Raw genomic sequence first — 16,202 nt, 5'->3', positions numbered from 1 at the left:
CGGTCACCGACGTCACAGCGAGGCGTCCCCCCCGGGGCGCGAGTGGAGGTCAGCACGGTGAACGGCGGCGGAGGCCGAGCGAGACGCCTGACCCGTCGGCTGGCAGCGAAGAGCGGCACCTCACGGCAGTTGCGGGTCCGTCGGAGTGAACCCGGCGCCCCGCCGCCGGGGGACCGTTTCACCACCGCAGCCCGGATGCGCTGGCTCAACGAGGCGAGCACCAGCATCGGCACCACCCTCGACCTGGAGCGCACGGCCGAGGAACTGGCCGCGTACAGCGTGCCCGGACTCGCCGACGCCGCGGCCGTCGACCTGCTGGAGTCGGTGCTGCGCGGTGAGGAGGGCGAGCGGGTCACCGGCGCCGCGGTGCCCGTCACCCGCGCCATGGCGGTCCGTTCCATCGCGGCGCTGGAGGAGCTGGAACCCTCACCGGTGGGCCAGGTGGTCGACCGGCGCGAGCGCCGCGAGACGCTCCTGACGACCGAGTGCCTGCGCAACGGCCGGCCCGTCCTGGTCAGCCGTATGACACCGCAGGACTACAAGCGCGTCGCACCCACGGACAGCGCCGAGGCCGCCATGCGGCGCCAGGGCGTCCACAGCTACCTCGCGGTGCCGCTGACGGCCCGGGGCGTGCTGCTGGGCTCCGCCGACTTCGTACGCGCCGGGGACCGCCGCCCCTTCAACCGGGCCGACCTCGAGCTCGCGAGCCAACTCGCCTCCATCGCGGCGGTGTTCATAGACAACGCGCGGCTCTACGGCCGTGAGCGCGAGCATGTCGTCTCCCTCCAGCGCTCGCTGCTCCCACGGGCCACGCCCCGTACCCCCGGACTGACCGTGCACGCCCACTACGCGCCGGCCGTCGACGCGCACGGCGTGGGGGGCGACTGGTACGACGTGGTGGCGCTGCCCAGCGGGCGCACGGCGCTCGTCGTCGGCGACGTCACCGGGCACGGCCTACCCGCCGCGGCCACGATGGGCCGGCTGAGGGCCGTCGCCCGCACGCTCATGATGCTCGACATCACCCCGGACCGGTTGCTCGCCCGGCTCGACCTGGCCACCCGGGACCTGGAGGACGACCAGGTCGCCACCTGCCTCTGCGCGGTGTACGACCCGGCGGACTCCAGCTACACGATCGCCAGCGCGGGGCATCCGCCGCCGCTTCTGGTGGACGCGGACGGGACCGCCCGCTACGTGGACGTGCCGGCCGGGGCCCCGCTGGGCGCCGGGGTGATCCCGTACGACCCGCTGCGGGTGCGGGGGCCGGCGGGCGGGCGGCTGGTGTTCTACACGGACGGCCTCGTCAAGACCCGTACCGACGACGTGGACGTACAACTGGAGGGACTGCGCGACTCCGTGGCCCGGATGGCCCCCGAGCGGCTCGACGCCGGCGGCCCGCTCACCTCGCCGAGGCGGGACGACGGCCGCTTCGACGAGGCGGTGCTGCTGGTCGCCGGCGGGCACGAGCTCCCGCCCGGAGTGCGGCTGCGGGAGTGGGACCTGCCGTCGGAGGGCAACTCCGCCTCCACCGCCCGCAGACTGGTCACCGAGCAGCTGGCCCGGTGGGAGCTGGCCGATCTCGCCGATGTGACGGAACTCGTGGTCAGCGAACTGGTGGGCAACGCCCTGCGCTACGGAGGCGGTCCGGGGCGCCTGCGGCTGCTGCTGTGCGACGACCGGCTCCAGGTGGAGCTGGCCGACACCGGGCCCGACCTGCCGCAGATCCAGCACGCGGACGTCAGCGACGAGGGTGGCCGGGGGCTCCAGCTGATCAACCTGCTCTGCCGCAGCTGGGGTTCGTGCCGCACGGCCACCGGGAAGATCGTCTGGGCCGAGCAGGACGTCCCGCGCGGGGGCGCCGCACTCTGACGCACGGGGAGGGCCCCGGGGAGTCGTTCTCCCCGGGGCCCTCCCGCTGTCGGTCGTACGGCCCCGCGGTACTCGGGCCGTGTCAGTGGCGACGGCTCAGAAGGTGAGCTTGACGCTGTTGAAGGTGCCGGTGTCGCCGGAGTAGGCGTCCTGGATCTTCAGGTTCCAGGTGCCGTTGGCCACCTCGGACGAGGCGTTGACCGTGTAGGTCGCCACCACGTTGTCCGCCGAGTCCGACGACGAGGAGTTCTTCAGCCGGTACGCCGTCCCGTCCGGGGCGACCAGGTCGAGGACCAGGTCACCGCGGTAGGTGTGGGTGATGTTCACCGCGACGGAGAGCGCGCTGGGCGCGTTGCCGGTGACCCCGCTGACGACCACCGGGATGTTGGTGGTGGAGCGGTCGGCGATGGCCTTGACGGTCGTGTTCTGGAAGACCTTGCCGCCCGGGTCGGTGCCGCCGCCGGGACGCGAGCCGACGGCGATGGCGGCCCAGGCGTTGGCCACGGCGGTGTACTCGGCGCTGGTGGCGCCGTACAGCTCACCGGCCACCGCGAGGGTGCCCGTACGCGCCGCGGCGTAGTTCGTGGTGGAGGTGAACTTCGTGGTGAGCGCCTTGAACCAGATCTGCAGCGCCTTGTCCCGGCCGATGCCGGTCACCGGGAGGCCGTCCGAGGTGGGGGAGTTGTAGGAGACCCCGTTGACGGTCTTCGCGCCGCTGCCCTCGGACAGCAGGTAGAAGAAGTGGTTGGCCGGGCCCGAGGAGTAGTGGACGTCGACCGAGCCGAGGCCGGAGTACCAGGAGTCCTTGGAGGCCCCGTCCTTGCTCGGCTTGTCCATGTAACGCAGGGGCGTGCCGTCGCCGTTGATGTCGATCTTCTCGCCGACGAGGTAGTCGCCCGGGTCCGTGGCGGTGTTGGAGTAGAACTCCACACCGGCCGCGAAGATGTCCGAGGTGGCCTCGTTGAGACCGCCGGACTCACCGCTGTAGTTGAGGCCGGCGGTGTTGGAGGTGACGCCGTGCGTCATCTCGTGGGCCGCCACGTCCAGCGAGGTCAGCGGGGCGAGGTTGCCGCTGCCGTCGCCGTACGTCATGCAGAAGCAGCTGTCGGACCAGAAGGCGTTCACGTAGTTGTTGCCGTAGTGGACGCGGGAGTACGCACCGACACCGTCACCCCGGATGCCGCTGCGTCCCATGACGTTCTTGTAGAAGTCCCAGGTCTCGGCGGCCCCGTAGTGGGCGTCCGCGGCGGCCGTCTCCGTGTTGGAGGCGCTGCCGTTGCCCCACACGTCGTCGGTCCCGGAGAAGAGGGTGCCGGTTCCGGACGTACCCCGGTTCAGGTTGTACGTCTTGTGGTTGCCGCGCGCGGTGTCCGTCAGGTTGTACGAGCTGCCCGAGCCCGAGGTGCCCAGCGTCACCTGGCCGCTGTACTGGGTGTTGCCGGTGCCGGTCTCGATCGCCTGCCACTCGAAGAGCTTGGCTCCCGATGAGGCGTCCGTGATGACGTGCAGCTCGTTGGGGGTGCCGTCGTGCTGGAGACCGCCGACCACGGTCTCGTACGCCAGCTGCGGTGTGCCGCTCGCCGCCCAGACGACCTTGCGAGGGGCCCTGCTCGCCTCGGTGCTCTTCGAACCGTCGGCGCGGGCCGCGGTCAGCGCCTGCTTCTCGGCGGTGGCCGGCGCGACGTCCGCCGCGGTGCCGACGGCCTTCAGCTGCGCGCCGGTCGCCTTCGACGCCTTGGTCACGCCCTGCGTCGTCCCGGCCTTCGACTCGGCCACGACCAGGTCGCCGCCGAGGACGGGGAGCCCGTCGAGGGTGCGCTCGTATCGGGTGTGGGTGGTGCCGTCGACGTCCTTGACGACGTCCCGGACCACGAGCCTCTCCGTGGAACCGAGGCCCAGTTCCTTGGCGGTGGCCGCCTTGGTGGCGTTGGCGTCCGCGATGAGTTCGGCGCGCTGGGCGGGGGAGAGCTTCGCGGGAAGCGCGCCGGGGTCGGCGCCCTTCACCGCGGCGGCGGGTGCCGCGGAGGCGGCGTCGGAGGCGGCCGTTGCGGCGCCGCCCTGCATTCCGACGGCGAGGAGAGCGGCTGCGGCTATCAGAGCGCCGGTCGCGGTGGTACGACGGCTGGGCGTGGGTCTCACGCGGACTCCTTCTGCGAGGGGGGTGACAGCCCGCCGGGTGAGCGGGCGGGGCCGAGCAGCGGTGCGTGGAACGGGGGAAGAGTGCCAGTCGGAAGCTGTGCGTGTCAGGACCGCGTCAACACATTGGCCGGAAGTCGTCCGTTGCCAGAAATACCGTGTTCGTTAAGCGGACGTTTCGCCGTGTGTCGCCCAGGAGGCACGCGAGGGGTTCCAAGGGTGCCGCAACCCTTGCGCCGCAGGGTGGGAAGGGGTTTCGCCCGCACTCTTCGGAGGTGGCGTGCGCGGGGCCGGCCGGACGGAGACCGAGGGCTGAGACGCGTCGGAGCTATGGCCGGTTCCGTCATCCCTCCGTGGGGCACCCTCCGCGCGCCACGATCCACTCCGTGCGGCCGCGTGACGGAGTGAGGCGTGCGTGCGGAGCCCTTGACGCGCGAGTGGCCGGGCGAGGAGGGTTGAGCAAGCGCTTAGTCACTCGATCGAAGGAGCCGGACCATGGCTGTCGACCCCAGCGGCGCCGACCTCAAGGAGTTCCTCGCCGAGGACCCGGACGAACCCGTCGTGATGCTGAACCTGCTGCGCTTCGCGGACGGGGGCCGGGAGTCGTACGCGCGGTACGCCGAGGCGCTGTCCGGGGTCATCCTCCCCCGCTACGGGGCCGAGGTGGTGTACGCCGGGGACGGGGGCGCGGCCATGGTCGCCGAGGCGGGACAGGAGTGGGACGCCGTGCTCCTGGTCCGCTACCCGAGCCGGACGGCCTTCTCGCGGATGGTCGCCGACCCCGAATACCAGCAGGTCACGGCGTTGCGTACGGCGGCACTCACCGAAGCGGTCCTCCAGCCCACCCGGCCCTGGGGCCGGGACGGTGCGCGCGGCGCCACCCCGTAGGGCGCCTGACGCCCCGCCGGGCGGGCCGGGCCCCGGGGGGCCCGGCCCGCACCGTCAGGCCAGGCTCTCCCGCCAGGCCTTGTGCAGTCCGGCGAACCGGCTGGCACCGCCGATGAGTTCGGCCGGGGTGCCGTCCTCCACGATCCGGCCGTGCTCCATCACCAGGACCCGGTCCGCGATCTCCACCGTGGAGAGGCGGTGGGCGATCACCACCGCCGTACGGCCTTGCAGCACGGTGTCCATGGCCCGTTGGACCGCCCGCTCACCGGGCACGTCCAGCGAGCTGGTGGCCTCGTCGAGGATCAGCACCGCGGGATCCGCCAGCAGGGCGCGTGCGAACCCGACGAGTTGGCGCTGGCCGGCGGAGATACGGCCGCCTCGCTTACGGACGTCGGTCTCGTACCCGTCGGGCAGGGAGCTGATGAAGTCGTGCGCGCCGATGGCCTTGGCGGCGCGCTCGATCTCGTCAGGAGTGGCTTCCGGTCGGCCGATCGCGATGTTCTCGGCGATCGTCCCGGAGAACAGGAACGCCTCCTGGGTCACCATCACCACACCCCGGCGCAGCTCGGCTGTCGCGAGGTCGCGCAGGTCGGTGCCGTCCAGCAGCACCCTGCCCTCGGTCGGGTCGTAGAAGCGGGCCAGCAGCTTGGCCAGGGTCGACTTGCCCGCGCCGGTCGAACCCACCACGGCCACGGTCTGGCCCGCCGGGATCGACAGGTCGAAGGCGGGCAGGACCTCGCCCCCCGTCCGGTAGGCGAACCGCACCCCCTCGAACGTGACCTCGCGACCCGGGTGTTCACCGGGCTGTGCCGGCAGCGTCTTCGACTCGGCGGGTTCGGGCACGGTCGGGGTCTGCGCGAGCAGGCCCGCGATCTTCTCCAGCGAGGCGGAGGCCGACTGGTAGGAGTTGAGGAACATCGCCAGCCGGTCGATCGGGTCGTACAGCCGACGCAGATACAGCACCGCCGCCGCCAGCACCCCGAGGGCAAGGGTCTCCGACGCCACCCGGTAGGCACCCCACAGGACCATCGCGGCCACCGCCGTGTTCGCCACGAGCCGGGAGCCCACGACGTAGCGCGCCATCTCCAGCAGCGCGTCGCCGTTGGCGCGTTCGTGCCGGTGGTTGGAGACCGCGAAGTCCGCGTCGTTGGCGCGCTCCCTGCGGAACGCCTGCACGGGGCGGATCCCGTTCATCGTCTCGGCGAACTTCACGATGACCGACGCCATCGCGGAGGAGCGCTCCGCGTAGGCGGCGGTCGCCCTTCTCCGGTACGTGCGCACCAGCAGGTAGAGCGGGGCGAAGGAGGCCACCGCGATGGCGCCGATACCGAGGTCGAGCCAGAGCAGCATGAGGGAGATGGACACGAAGGAGAGGACCACCCCGATCAGCTCCTGCAACCCCTCGCTCAGCAGCTCACGCAGGGACTCCACGTCCGTGGTCGACCGGGAGATCAGCCGGCCCGAGGTGTACCGCTCGTGGAAGTCGACGCTCAACGCCTGCGCGTGACGGAAGATCCGCCCGCGCAGATCGAGCAGCACGTCCTGGTTGATCCGCGCCGCCGCCCGGAGGAAGGCGTACTGGAGGGCCCCCGCGGCGGCCGCGCAGAGGGCGTAGCCGGCCCCCACGGCAGCCAGGGGCCCGTAGTCGTGGTCCCGGAACGCGGGCACACCGCTGTCGATGGCGTACGCGACCAGCAGCGGTCCCGCCTGGACCGCGGCCTGCTGGACGATCAGCAGCAGCGCGGCAACCGCCACCCTGGCGCGCATCGGCGCGAGCAGCGAGAAGAGCAGCGCCCGGGTGGCGCCGGGAGGGGTGGGCAGGGCATCGGCGGCGAACGGGTCGACGTCTCCGGGCGGCGGGCCGCCCTCCTTCCCGGCCGTGCCGTCGCCGGCGAGGGCGGGCTGGTCGGCGGTGGTACTGGTCATCGGACGCTGCCCTCCTCGGGGACAAGGACTCCGGTGCCGGCCGCGCCGGACATCAGCCACGCGTACTCGGCGTCGGTGCGCAGGAGTTCCTGGTGGGTGCCGACGGCGGTGATCCTGCCGCCGGACAGCAGTGCCACCCGGTCCGCGAGCATCACGGTGGACGGCCGGTGGGCGACGACCAGGGCCGTGGTCTCCTCCAGCACGCTCCGCAGCGCCGCCTCCACCAGCGCCTCCGTGTGGACGTCCAGGGCGGACAGCGGGTCGTCGAGCACCAGGAACCGGGGCGCCCCGACGACGGCGCGGGCGAGGGCGAGGCGCTGCCGCTGACCGCCGGACAGGCTCAGACCCTGCTCGCCCACCTGGGTGCCGACGCCCTGCGGAAGGTCGTGCACGAAGTCGGCCTGGGCCACGGACAGCGCCCGGGACAAGGCCTGTCCGCTCGCCTCTTCCGCACCCATCTGTACGTTCTCGCCGACCGTCGCCGAGAAGAGCGTCGGCTCCTCGAAGGCGACCGAGACCAGCTCGCGCAGCCGGGAGCGCTCCATCGTGGAGATGTCCTCACCGTCCAGCAGGATGCGTCCGGCGGTGACGTCGTGGAGCCGGGGCACGAGCGCCGTCAGGGTCGTCTTCCCCGACCCCGTGGCCCCCACCAGGGCCATCGTCTCGCCGGGACGGATCCGCAGGTCGATCCGGGCGAGCACGGGAGGTGAGCCGGGGGCGGCGTCCGGGTAGCGGAACTCCACCCCGTCGAAGACGATGCCCTCCCCGGTCGCCGTACCCAGGACCGGAGTGTCGGGTTCCGGTTCCTCGGCGACGTCCATCACCTCGAAGTAGCGGTCGGCCGCCGTGGCCGCCTCCTGGCTCATCGCCAGCAGGAAGCCGATCGACTCGACCGGCCAGCGCAGCGCCAGGGCCGTCGAGAGGAAGGCGACCAGGGTGCCCGCCGACAGTCCGCCGTTCGCGACCTCGACGGTGCCGAGCACCAGAGCGGCGCCGATCGCCAGCTCGGGCACGGTGGTGATGAGGCCCCAGATCCCCGCGAGCAGGCGGGCCTTGCCCAGCTCGGTGGTGCGCAGCCGCTGGGCGAGCGACCGGAAGGCGAGGGCCTGGCTGCGGTTGCGGCCGAAACCCTTCACGATGCGGATGCCCAGCACGCTCTCCTCGACGACCGTCGTCAGATCGCCGACCTGGTCCTGAGCCCTGCGCGCCACCAGGGCGTACTTCGACTCGAACAGGGAGCACATGATCATCATCGGCACGGCGGGCACCAGGAGCACCAGCCCCAGGGTCCACTCCTGGGCGAACAGGATGATGAAACCCACCAGGATCGTGGTGCCGTTGACCAGGAGGAAGGTCAGCGGGAAGGCGAGGAACATCCGCATCAGCATGAGGTCGGTGGTCCCGCGCGAGAGCAGCTGGCCCGAGGGCCAGCGGTCGTGGAAGGCCACCGGAAGACGCTGGAGATGACGGTAGAGGTCCGCCCGCATGGCGGCCTCGACGCTCGCCAGCGGGCGGGCCACCAGCCACCGCCGGAGGCCGAACAGCCCCGCCTCGACGATCCCGAGCAGCAGAAGCCAGAGCGCCCCGAGCCACACCCCGCCCGGGTCGCGCTCGGCCACCGGGCCGTCCACCATCCACTTCAGGACCAGCGGGATCACCAGGGCGAGACTCGAGGCGAGTATCGCCACGAGCGCGGCGGAGAGCCAGCGTGCGCGGACGGGTCTGACGTAGGGCCACAGACGCAGTAGGGAGCGCACGGCGGACCGTTCCGTGGGCTCTGCAGGTTTTTCGGGCATCAGGAGTGAGCCTAAGGTTCACCACTGACATCCCTCATGTGGTTTTCCGGTCACGAGCGACCGGTCGGAGGCGGCATCAACCGATCGGCTGATGCCGGTCCGAGCGGGACGGCGGATACCGGCACGGCCCGCCCGCCGGAACGCTTGAGCCATGGCAATCATCGAAGTGCAGGGGCTCGGCAAGGCCTACGGGGGCCGCCCGGTCGTCGACGGGGTGAGCTTCACCGTCGACGAGGGGGAGATCTTCGGGATCCTCGGCCCGAACGGGGCCGGCAAGACCACCACCGTGGAATGCGTCGAGGGGCTGCGTGTCCCCGACTCGGGCACCGTACGGGTCGCCGGCCTGGACCCCGCCGCCGACCGCGCCGAGGTCACCCTGCTGCTCGGCGCGCAGCTCCAGGAGAGCGAGCTCCAGCCCAAGCTGACCGTCCGCGAGGCACTGGAGCTGTACAGCTCCTTCTACCCCCGCCCCGCCGACCGGTTCGCCCTCGCGGAACGGCTCGGCCTCACCGCACATCTCGACCGGCGCTTCGCCCAGCTGTCCGGCGGACAGAAGCAGCGGCTCTTCATCGCGCTCGCCCTCGTCGGCGACCCCCGGATCGTCGTGCTGGACGAACTCACCACCGGACTCGACCCGAGGGCGCGCCGGGACACCTGGGGGCTCATCGAGGAGATCCGGGACAGCGGGGTGACCGTGCTGCTGGTCACCCACTTCATGGAGGAGGCCCAGCGGCTCTGCGACCGGGTCGCGGTCATCGACAAGGGCCGGGTCGCCGCGCTCGACACCCCGGAGGGACTGGTCGGGCGGTCGGCCGGCTCCACCGTCATCTCCTTCACCCCGTCGAAGCCACTCCCGGACGACGCCGGACTCGAACGGCTGCCGGGCGCCGTGTCCGTCTCGGCCGCCCGGGACGGACGGATCACCGTCCACGGAAACGACGACACCGCCGGAGCCGTGATCTCCCTGCTCGCCCACCTCCACATCACCGCCGACCGGCTGCGCGTCCTGGAGACCACCCTGGACGACGCCTTCCTCGACCTCACTGAGCAGGACGCCTGACATGCCGACCACAGTCATCACACCGGCCGGGCCGGCCACGGCGACCAGCACGCACACCGCGGTGCTCCGGGCCGAGTTCCGACTCTTCCTGCGCGAACCGGGAAACCTCTTCTGGATCCTGGCGTTCCCCGCGGTCCTCCTCACGATCCTCGGTCTGATCCCCTCATTCCGGGAGGACGACCCGGCGCTCGGCGGCCGGAGAGTCATCGACCTCTACGTGCCCATCACGGTGCTGCTCGGCCTGATCACGTCCGCGATCCAGGCCATGCCTCCCGTCCTCACCGGCTACCGCGAACGCGGCATCCTGCGCCGGATGTCGGCCACCCCCGTACGCCCTTCGGCCCTGCTCACGGCGCAGATCCTGCTGCACGGCGCGGCGTCGCTGGCCTCCGCCGTACTCGTCATCACCGTGGGCCGGGCCGCCTTCGGCGTACCGCTGCCGGGGCATGTGCCCGGATACCTGCTGGCACTGGTCCTGTCGGTGGTCTGTGGGCTGGCCTTCGGCGCGACCATCTGCGCGCTGGCGCCGACGGCCAAGGCGGCGACCGCCGTCGGCACCGTCGCGTACCTGCTGATGATGTTCGCCGCAGGGGTCTGGGTGCCCGTCCAGGTCATGCCCGGACTGCTGCGCCACATCGTGGAGTTCACCCCGCTCGGAGCAGCCTCCCAGGCACTCGACCAGGCGGCGACGGGCGGCTGGCCGGGCTGGGCGCACCTGGCGGTGACGGTGGTCTGGACCCTGGTGCTCGGCGTCGGTGCGACCCGGCTCTTCCGCTGGGAGTGACCAGCGCACCGCCAGGGGGAAGACTGGGCCGGAACCGGACGGGGGGGGAGTGGCACGGTGAGCGGTACGACGGTGGAGCAGCGCTGGGAGGCATTCTTCAGGTACGGGCCCTGCACCCTGCTCGGTGTCTCGGTCCTGATGACGGTGCTCTCCGCGGACGCCGTGGGGATGACGGGGACCGAGCGGTGGGCCGCGGTGGTCCTCGTCACGGTGGCCGGCGTCCTCCAGCTCTGGTGGGACCGGGCCATGGACGGGGCGCCGCCGCAGGGAACCGCCGCTCAGGTCTGCTACGCGCTGCGGAGCCTGATCGCCTTCGCCCTGTGCTGGACCAACCCGTTCTTCTCCATCTACGCGATCATGGGCTACTTCGACAGCGGGTACCTGCTTCCGGAACGCCGGGTACGGGCCGGGCTCCTCTGCACCGCCGTCACGATGGCCGGCGCGCAGTCCGGCAGCGGCCTGCCGCCCGCCTCACTGCTCAACTGGGTCGCCTTCGGGGGGCTGTTCGTCCTGCACTTCTCCCTCGCCCTCGTCTTCGGCAGCATCAGTGCACGTGAGGCGGAGCGGACCGAGCGGCAGACGGCGGCCATCTCGGAGCTGGAGCGTGCCAACACCCGGCTGGAGGAGGCGCTGGCCGAGAACGCGGCACTCCACGTCCAGCTCCTGGTCCAGGCACGGGAGGCCGGGGTGGCCGACGAGCGGCGCCGCCTCGCCGCCGAGATTCACGACACCCTCGCGCAGGGCCTGACCGGCATCATCGCCCAGCTCCAGGCCGCGGCCTCCACCGCCGACCCGGCCCAGGCGCGGGAACACCTCGACCGGGCGGCCGGCCTCGCACGCCACAGCCTCGGCGAGGCCCGCCGCTCCGTCCACGACCTGGTGCCCTCCGCACTGGTCGACGACGACCTGCCCGGCGCGCTGAAGAAGACGGTCACCGAGTGGGCTCGGCGCACCGGCGTACAGGCGGAGTTCACCGTGACGGGTACGGTCGAGCCCCTCCACGACGAGGTCGGGGCCACCCTGCTGCGCATCGCGGGCGAGGCGCTCGCCAACACCGCCAGGCACGCGGACGCGGCGCGGGCGGGTGTCACCCTCTCCTACATGGGCGACGAGATCACCCTGGACGTCCGAGACGACGGCCGGGGGTTCGACCCGGCCGTACCGCCCCCGCGCGGATCCACCGGCGGGTTCGGGCTGGTCGGGATGCGCGCCCGCGCCGAACGGATCGCCGGCACGGTGGAGGTCGAGTCCGAGCCGGGGCTCGGCACCGCCGTCTCCGCCCGGGTCCCTCTGGTCCGGCGTGGCTGACGGGACGTAACCTGGACCGGACATGACCGATGCCACCGGGACCACACGCGTCATCACCCTGCTCGTCGTCGACGACCACCCCGTCGTACGGGACGGTCTGCGCGGGATGTTCGCGGCCGACCCCGGGTTCGAGGTCCTCGGCGAGGCCGCGGACGGCGTGGCCGCCGTCGAGCTCACGACCCGGCTGGACCCCGACGTCGTGCTGATGGACCTGCGGATGCCCGGCGGGGGAGGCGTGGACGCCATCGCCGAGCTGACCCGGCTCGGTGCCCGGTCCCAGGTGCTCGTCCTCACCACGTACGACACCGACTCCGACACCCTGCCCGCCATCGAGGCGGGCGCCACCGGCTACCTCCTCAAGGACGCGCCCCGCGACGAGCTCTTCACCGCCGTACGCGCCGCGGCCGACGGCCGTACCGTGCTCTCGCCCGCCGTCGCCTCACGGCTCGTCTCACGCGTGCGCACCCCGGCCCCGGGCCACGAGTCGCTGTCCACGCGCGAGCGCGAGGTGCTGGGACTCGTCGCCCGGGGGACGTCCAACCGGGAGATCGCCGCCGAGCTGTTCATCAGTGAGGCCACCGTGAAGACCCACCTCACCCATGTCTTCGCCAAGCTGGGAGCGAAGGACCGCGCGGCCGCGGTCGCCCTGGCCTACGAGCGCGGAATCCTGGGCTGAGCAGGCGAATCAGCCCGTCACCCGCAGCAGGAGCACCGACCTTCCCTCCACGGTGAGTTCCTGGCCGCCCCGGTGCGCGGTGCCCGGCGCCTCCGACTGGTCGTCGAGGGAGGTGTCCAGCACCAGCTCGTAGGACTGGGCCCAGGGCGGACCCGGGAGCCGGAAGGCGCACGGCCGGTGGTCGGCGTGCAGGATCGCCAGGAAGCTGTCGTCGGTGACCGGACCGCCCCGGGCGTCCCGGCCGGGGATGTCACGCCCCGAGAGATAGAGGCCGAGCGTGGCGGCGGGCGCGTACCAGTCGGCCTCCGTCATCTCCTCACCCTGCGGGGTGAACCACGCGAGGTCCCGCAGACCGTCCGGTGCCTGCGGGGTCCCGGCGAAGAACGCGCGCCGCCGGAGCACCGGATGGCGATGCCTCAGGGAGAGGACCCGGGAGGTCAGCTCGGCCAGCTGCCGCCACCGGGGGTCGTCCAGGAGCGACCAGTCCAGCCAGCTGATCTCGTTGTCCTGGCAGTAGGCGTTGTTGTTGCCCCCCTGGGTGCGGCCCATCTCGTCCCCGGCGACCAGCATCGGCACCCCGGTCGAGAGCAGCAGCGTCGTCAGGAGGTTGCGCAGCTGCCGGGCGCGCAGGGCGCCCACCTCCGGGTCGTCGGTCTCGCCCTCCGCCCCGCAGTTCCACGCCCGGTTGTCGTTGGTGCCGTCGCGGTTGCCCTCCCCGTTGGCCTCGTTGTGCTTCTGCTCGTAACTGACCAGGTCGCGGAGGGTGAAACCGTCGTGGGCGGTGACGAAGTTGACCGAGGCGTACGGCCGCCTGCCGCCCCAGGCGTACAGGTCGCTCGACCCCGTCAGCCGGTAGCCGATGTCGCGCACGTCGGGCAGCGCGCCGCGCCAGAAGTCACGCACCGCGTCCCGGTAGCGGTCGTTCCACTCGGTCCACAGGGGAGGGAACGCGCCCACCTGGTAGCCGCCGTTGCCGACGTCCCACGGTTCGGCGATCAGCTTGACGCGGCGCAGCACCGGGTCCTGGGCGATCACCGCGAGGAACGGGGAGAGCATGTCCACGTCGTGCATCGAGCGGGCGAGCGCCGCCGCGAGGTCGAAGCGGAAGCCGTCCACACCCATCTCGGTGACCCAGTACCGGAGTGAGTCGGTGATCAGCCGCAGGACCTGCGGCTGCACCACGTGCAGGGTGTTGCCGCAGCCGGTGTAGTCCGCGTAGCGCCGGGCGTCCCCCTGGAGCCGGTAGTAGCCACGGTTGTCGATGCCGCGCAGCGACAGCATCGGGCCGAGCTCGGACGCCTCGGCGGTGTGGTTGTAGACGACGTCGAGGATCACCTCGATGCCGGCGTCGTGCAGGGCCCGCACCATCTGCTTGAACTCGCCGACCTGCGCGCCGCCCGTGCCGTTCGCCGCGTAGTCCGCGTGCGGGGCGAAGTAGCCGATGGAGTTGTACCCCCAGTAGTTGTGCAGGCCGCGCCGCAGCAGATGGTCCTCGTGGGCGAACTGGTGGACCGGGAGCAGTTCCACCGCCGTGACCCCGAGCCGCCGCAGGTGATCGATCGCCGCGGGGTGGGCGAGTCCGGCGTAGGTGCCGCGCAGCTCCGGGGGGATGTCCGGGTGCAGCTTGGTGAAGCCCCGCACGTGCAGCTCGTAGATGACCGAGTCCGCCCACGGGGTCTTCGGCCGGCGGTCCTCCGCCCAGTCGTCGTCGTCGTGCACCACGACGGCCTTGGGCACATGGGGCGCCGAGTCCCGGTCGTCGCGCACGGTGTCCGCGACGTGCTGCTCCGGCCAGTCCCTGACATGGCCGTACACCTCGGGCGGCAGGGTGAAGGAGCCGTCCACCGCACGGGCGTACGGGTCGAGGAGCAGCTTCGCCGCGTTCCAGCGGGCCCCCGTCCAGGGGTCCCAGCGGCCGTGCACCCGGTAGCCGTAGCGCTGTCCCGGCTGTACGCCGGGGACGAAGCCGTGCCAGATCTCGTGGGTGAGTTCGGTCAGGGGGAGCCGCGTCTCGGTGCCCCGCTCGTCGAAGAGGCAGAGCTCGACCGCCTCCGCCCCGCCCGCCCAGAGGGCGAAATTGGTGCCCGCCACGCCGTCCGGTCCCACCCGGAAGCGGGCCCCCAGCGGCATGGGGGCACCCGGCCATACGGGTGGTCCGTCCGGTCCGGTCCTGAGGGCCGGTGCGGCGGGTGCCGTCCGCCCCGTCGTACGGGGGGTTTCCTCCTGCTCGGCTGTGCTCGACACCTCTCAGCCTCCTGCGGCTCGTGGGAGCGGCCACCCGTAGTAGGAGTACGCGGCGTCCCAGCCGCGGCCTTCCTGGCGGTGTCCTCCCCTCTGTTCTGCCCACCGGTGGCCCCGCACTCACGTTTCCCCGGCGCGGCCGCGTCGTTGGGGGAGGCGTGAACCACGAAGCGAAGAGAGCACGGGCGGCTTCGATCGCCGTGCTGACATGGGCAGGACTGTTCACCGTCCCGGTCGTGCTGACCGGCTGCAGCGGGGGGATGCCGTTCTTCGGGGACAACCGCGCGCCCGGTGACGCCATCCGGATCGCGCCGGAGGACGGCGCCACGAACGTCGGGGCGGACAGCGAGCTGAAGGTGACCGTCCCCGACGGCCGGATCGAACGGGTGAAGGTGACGCGGACCGAGGACGCCGAACGCCGGGAGGTACCCGGCCGGATCGCGCAGGACGGCCGCTCCTGGGCGCCACGGGACAGCGGCTACCGGCTCGGGCTGGCCGGGAAGTACACGGTGGACGTGGTCGCCGTCGACGGGGACGGCCACCGCTCGGCCCGCAGCACCACCTTCACCACGCTGGTCCCCAAGGACCGCTTCATCGGCTACTTCAAGCCGGAGAACCGGTCCACCGTGGGCACCGGCATGATCGTCTCCTTCGACTTCAACCGGCCCGTCACCCGCCGCGCGGAGGTGGAGAAGGCCATCAGGATCACCACCGAACCGGAGGTGGAGGTCGCCGGCCACTGGTTCGGCCGGAACCGGCTCGACTTCCGCCCCGAGACCTACTGGGAACCGGGCACCGAGGTCACCGTCGACGTGGCCCTGCGCGACGTGGAGGGAGCTCCCGGCGTCTACGGCAGCCAGCGGAAGAAGATCACCTTCACCGTGGGCCGCGCCCAGACCTCCGTGGTGGACGCGGCGGCGCACACCATGGAGGTCCGCCGCGACGGAGAGGTGGTCAGCACGGTGCCGGTCACCGCAGGTGCCGAGAAGACGACCACGTACAACGGGAAGATGGTGGTGTCGGAACTGCACGACGTGACCCGGATGGACGGCAGCACGGTCGGCTTCGGCGGCGAGTACGACATCAAGGACGTGCCCCACGCCATCCGGCTGACGAAGTCGGGCACCTTCCTGCACGGCAACTACTGGGAGTCCCCGGACATCTTCGGGTCCGAGAACACCAGCCATGGCTGCATCGGGCTCCGTGACGTGAAGGGGGGCGGTTCGGACACCCCGGCCGGCTGGTTCTTCGAGCGCACGCTCGTGGGGGACGTCGTCGAGGTGATCAACTCCACCGACACCACCGTCGCGCCGGACAACGGACTCGGCGGCTGGAACCTCGGCTGGCCGCAGTGGAAGGCGGGCTCGGCCCTGCGCTGAATCCCCGCCCCCACCTGCGAGGTCCCGGAGACGCCGCCTCCGGGACCACCTGGGCTCCTGGCGTGGGGACTTGGGACGGAACGGTGACATACCGGAGGGAGTTCTCCCCACCCGCGGTGTGATTGTCTTGCTGTGAGCGTGC

General features: G+C 71.9%; 11 protein-coding genes. 7 read left to right on the top strand and 4 right to left on the bottom strand.

Translation table 11 applies throughout. The features are described 5' to 3' along the window. Positions 1 to 57 precede the first annotated feature (57 nt). Entirely contained in the window at positions 58 to 1,866 is a 1,809-nt protein-coding gene (locus ACGFNN_RS09865; RefSeq protein ID WP_393554452.1) for a SpoIIE family protein phosphatase, read from the top strand. A gap of 96 nt (positions 1,867 to 1,962) precedes the next feature. Here the strand turns inward: ACGFNN_RS09865 and ACGFNN_RS09860 are convergent, their stop codons facing one another. Then, entirely contained in the window at positions 1,963 to 4,005 is a 2,043-nt protein-coding gene (locus tag ACGFNN_RS09860) for a M4 family metallopeptidase (RefSeq protein WP_393554450.1), read from the bottom strand. 492 nt (positions 4,006 to 4,497) lie between these two features. Here ACGFNN_RS09860 and ACGFNN_RS09855 point away from each other — a divergent pair, with 492 nt between their 5' ends. Further along, positions 4,498 to 4,890, top strand: a complete 393-nt coding sequence (locus ACGFNN_RS09855) for a DUF1330 domain-containing protein (protein ID WP_393554448.1) — start codon at positions 4,498 to 4,500, stop codon at positions 4,888 to 4,890. Between the two features lie 54 nt (positions 4,891 to 4,944). Here the strand turns inward: ACGFNN_RS09855 and ACGFNN_RS09850 are convergent, their stop codons facing one another. Next, positions 4,945 to 6,816, bottom strand: coding sequence for an ABC transporter ATP-binding protein (locus tag ACGFNN_RS09850; RefSeq protein ID WP_393554446.1), 1,872 nt, complete (start codon positions 6,814 to 6,816; stop codon positions 4,945 to 4,947). Further along, a complete protein-coding gene (locus ACGFNN_RS09845; protein WP_393554444.1) occupies positions 6,813 to 8,612 on the bottom strand; it encodes an ABC transporter ATP-binding protein in 1,800 nt (599 codons plus the stop codon). Before ACGFNN_RS09845 ends, ACGFNN_RS09850 begins: the two co-directional genes overlap by 4 nt. A gap of 151 nt (positions 8,613 to 8,763) precedes the next feature. Between ACGFNN_RS09845 and ACGFNN_RS09840 the strand changes: the two genes are divergently transcribed. Genes ACGFNN_RS09840 through ACGFNN_RS09825 form a run of 4 tightly spaced genes read left to right on the top strand, consistent with a single transcriptional unit; the run spans position 8,764 to position 12,440 of the window. Further along, positions 8,764 to 9,672 carry an ABC transporter ATP-binding protein gene (locus ACGFNN_RS09840; protein ID WP_393554442.1) on the top strand — a complete coding sequence of 303 codons (909 nt, stop codon included), beginning with the start codon at positions 8,764 to 8,766 and terminating at the stop codon, positions 9,670 to 9,672. Between the two features lies 1 nt (position 9,673). Next, positions 9,674 to 10,456, top strand: coding sequence for an ABC transporter permease (locus tag ACGFNN_RS09835; protein ID WP_393554440.1), 783 nt, complete (start codon positions 9,674 to 9,676; stop codon positions 10,454 to 10,456). 57 nt (positions 10,457 to 10,513) lie between these two features. Further along, positions 10,514 to 11,764, top strand: coding sequence for a sensor histidine kinase (locus tag ACGFNN_RS09830; protein ID WP_393554438.1), 1,251 nt, complete (start codon positions 10,514 to 10,516; stop codon positions 11,762 to 11,764). Positions 11,765 to 11,786: 22 nt separating this feature from the next. Beyond that, positions 11,787 to 12,440, top strand: a complete 654-nt coding sequence (locus ACGFNN_RS09825) for a response regulator (protein WP_393554436.1) — start codon at positions 11,787 to 11,789, stop codon at positions 12,438 to 12,440. A 9-nt stretch (positions 12,441 to 12,449) separates the two neighbouring features. On the opposite strand, the gene glgX is transcribed toward ACGFNN_RS09825, so the two are convergent. Next, a complete protein-coding gene (gene glgX / locus ACGFNN_RS09820) occupies positions 12,450 to 14,684 on the bottom strand; it encodes a glycogen debranching protein GlgX (RefSeq protein WP_393554434.1) in 2,235 nt (744 codons plus the stop codon). A gap of 155 nt (positions 14,685 to 14,839) precedes the next feature. Between glgX and ACGFNN_RS09815 the strand changes: the two genes are divergently transcribed. Further along, positions 14,840 to 16,060 carry an Ig-like domain-containing protein gene (locus ACGFNN_RS09815; protein ID WP_393554432.1) on the top strand — a complete coding sequence of 407 codons (1,221 nt, stop codon included), beginning with the start codon at positions 14,840 to 14,842 and terminating at the stop codon, positions 16,058 to 16,060. Positions 16,061 to 16,202: the final 142 nt, after the last annotated feature.

The organism is Streptomyces sp. NPDC048590 (assembly GCF_043199535.1).
Taxonomy (GTDB): domain Bacteria; phylum Actinomycetota; class Actinomycetes; order Streptomycetales; family Streptomycetaceae; genus Streptomyces.
The sequence above is the reverse complement of the archived record's forward strand: the minus strand, read 5'-3'. Positions and strand labels throughout refer to the sequence as shown.

Excerpts from the sequence above, each read along its gene's own strand:
- ACGFNN_RS09840 (WP_393554442.1), top strand. The coding sequence starts at position 8,764 with ATGGCAATCATCGAAGTGCAGGGGCTCGGCAAGGCCTACGGGGGCCGC.
- ACGFNN_RS09835 (WP_393554440.1), top strand. The coding sequence starts at position 9,674 with ATGCCGACCACAGTCATCACACCGGCCGGGCCGGCCACGGCGACCAGC.
- ACGFNN_RS09825 (WP_393554436.1), top strand. The coding sequence starts at position 11,787 with ATGACCGATGCCACCGGGACCACACGCGTCATCACCCTGCTCGTCGTC.
- ACGFNN_RS09845 (WP_393554444.1), bottom strand. The coding sequence starts at position 8,612 with ATGCCCGAAAAACCTGCAGAGCCCACGGAACGGTCCGCCGTGCGCTCC.
- ACGFNN_RS09855 (WP_393554448.1), top strand. The coding sequence starts at position 4,498 with ATGGCTGTCGACCCCAGCGGCGCCGACCTCAAGGAGTTCCTCGCCGAG.
- ACGFNN_RS09850 (WP_393554446.1), bottom strand. The coding sequence starts at position 6,816 with ATGACCAGTACCACCGCCGACCAGCCCGCCCTCGCCGGCGACGGCACG.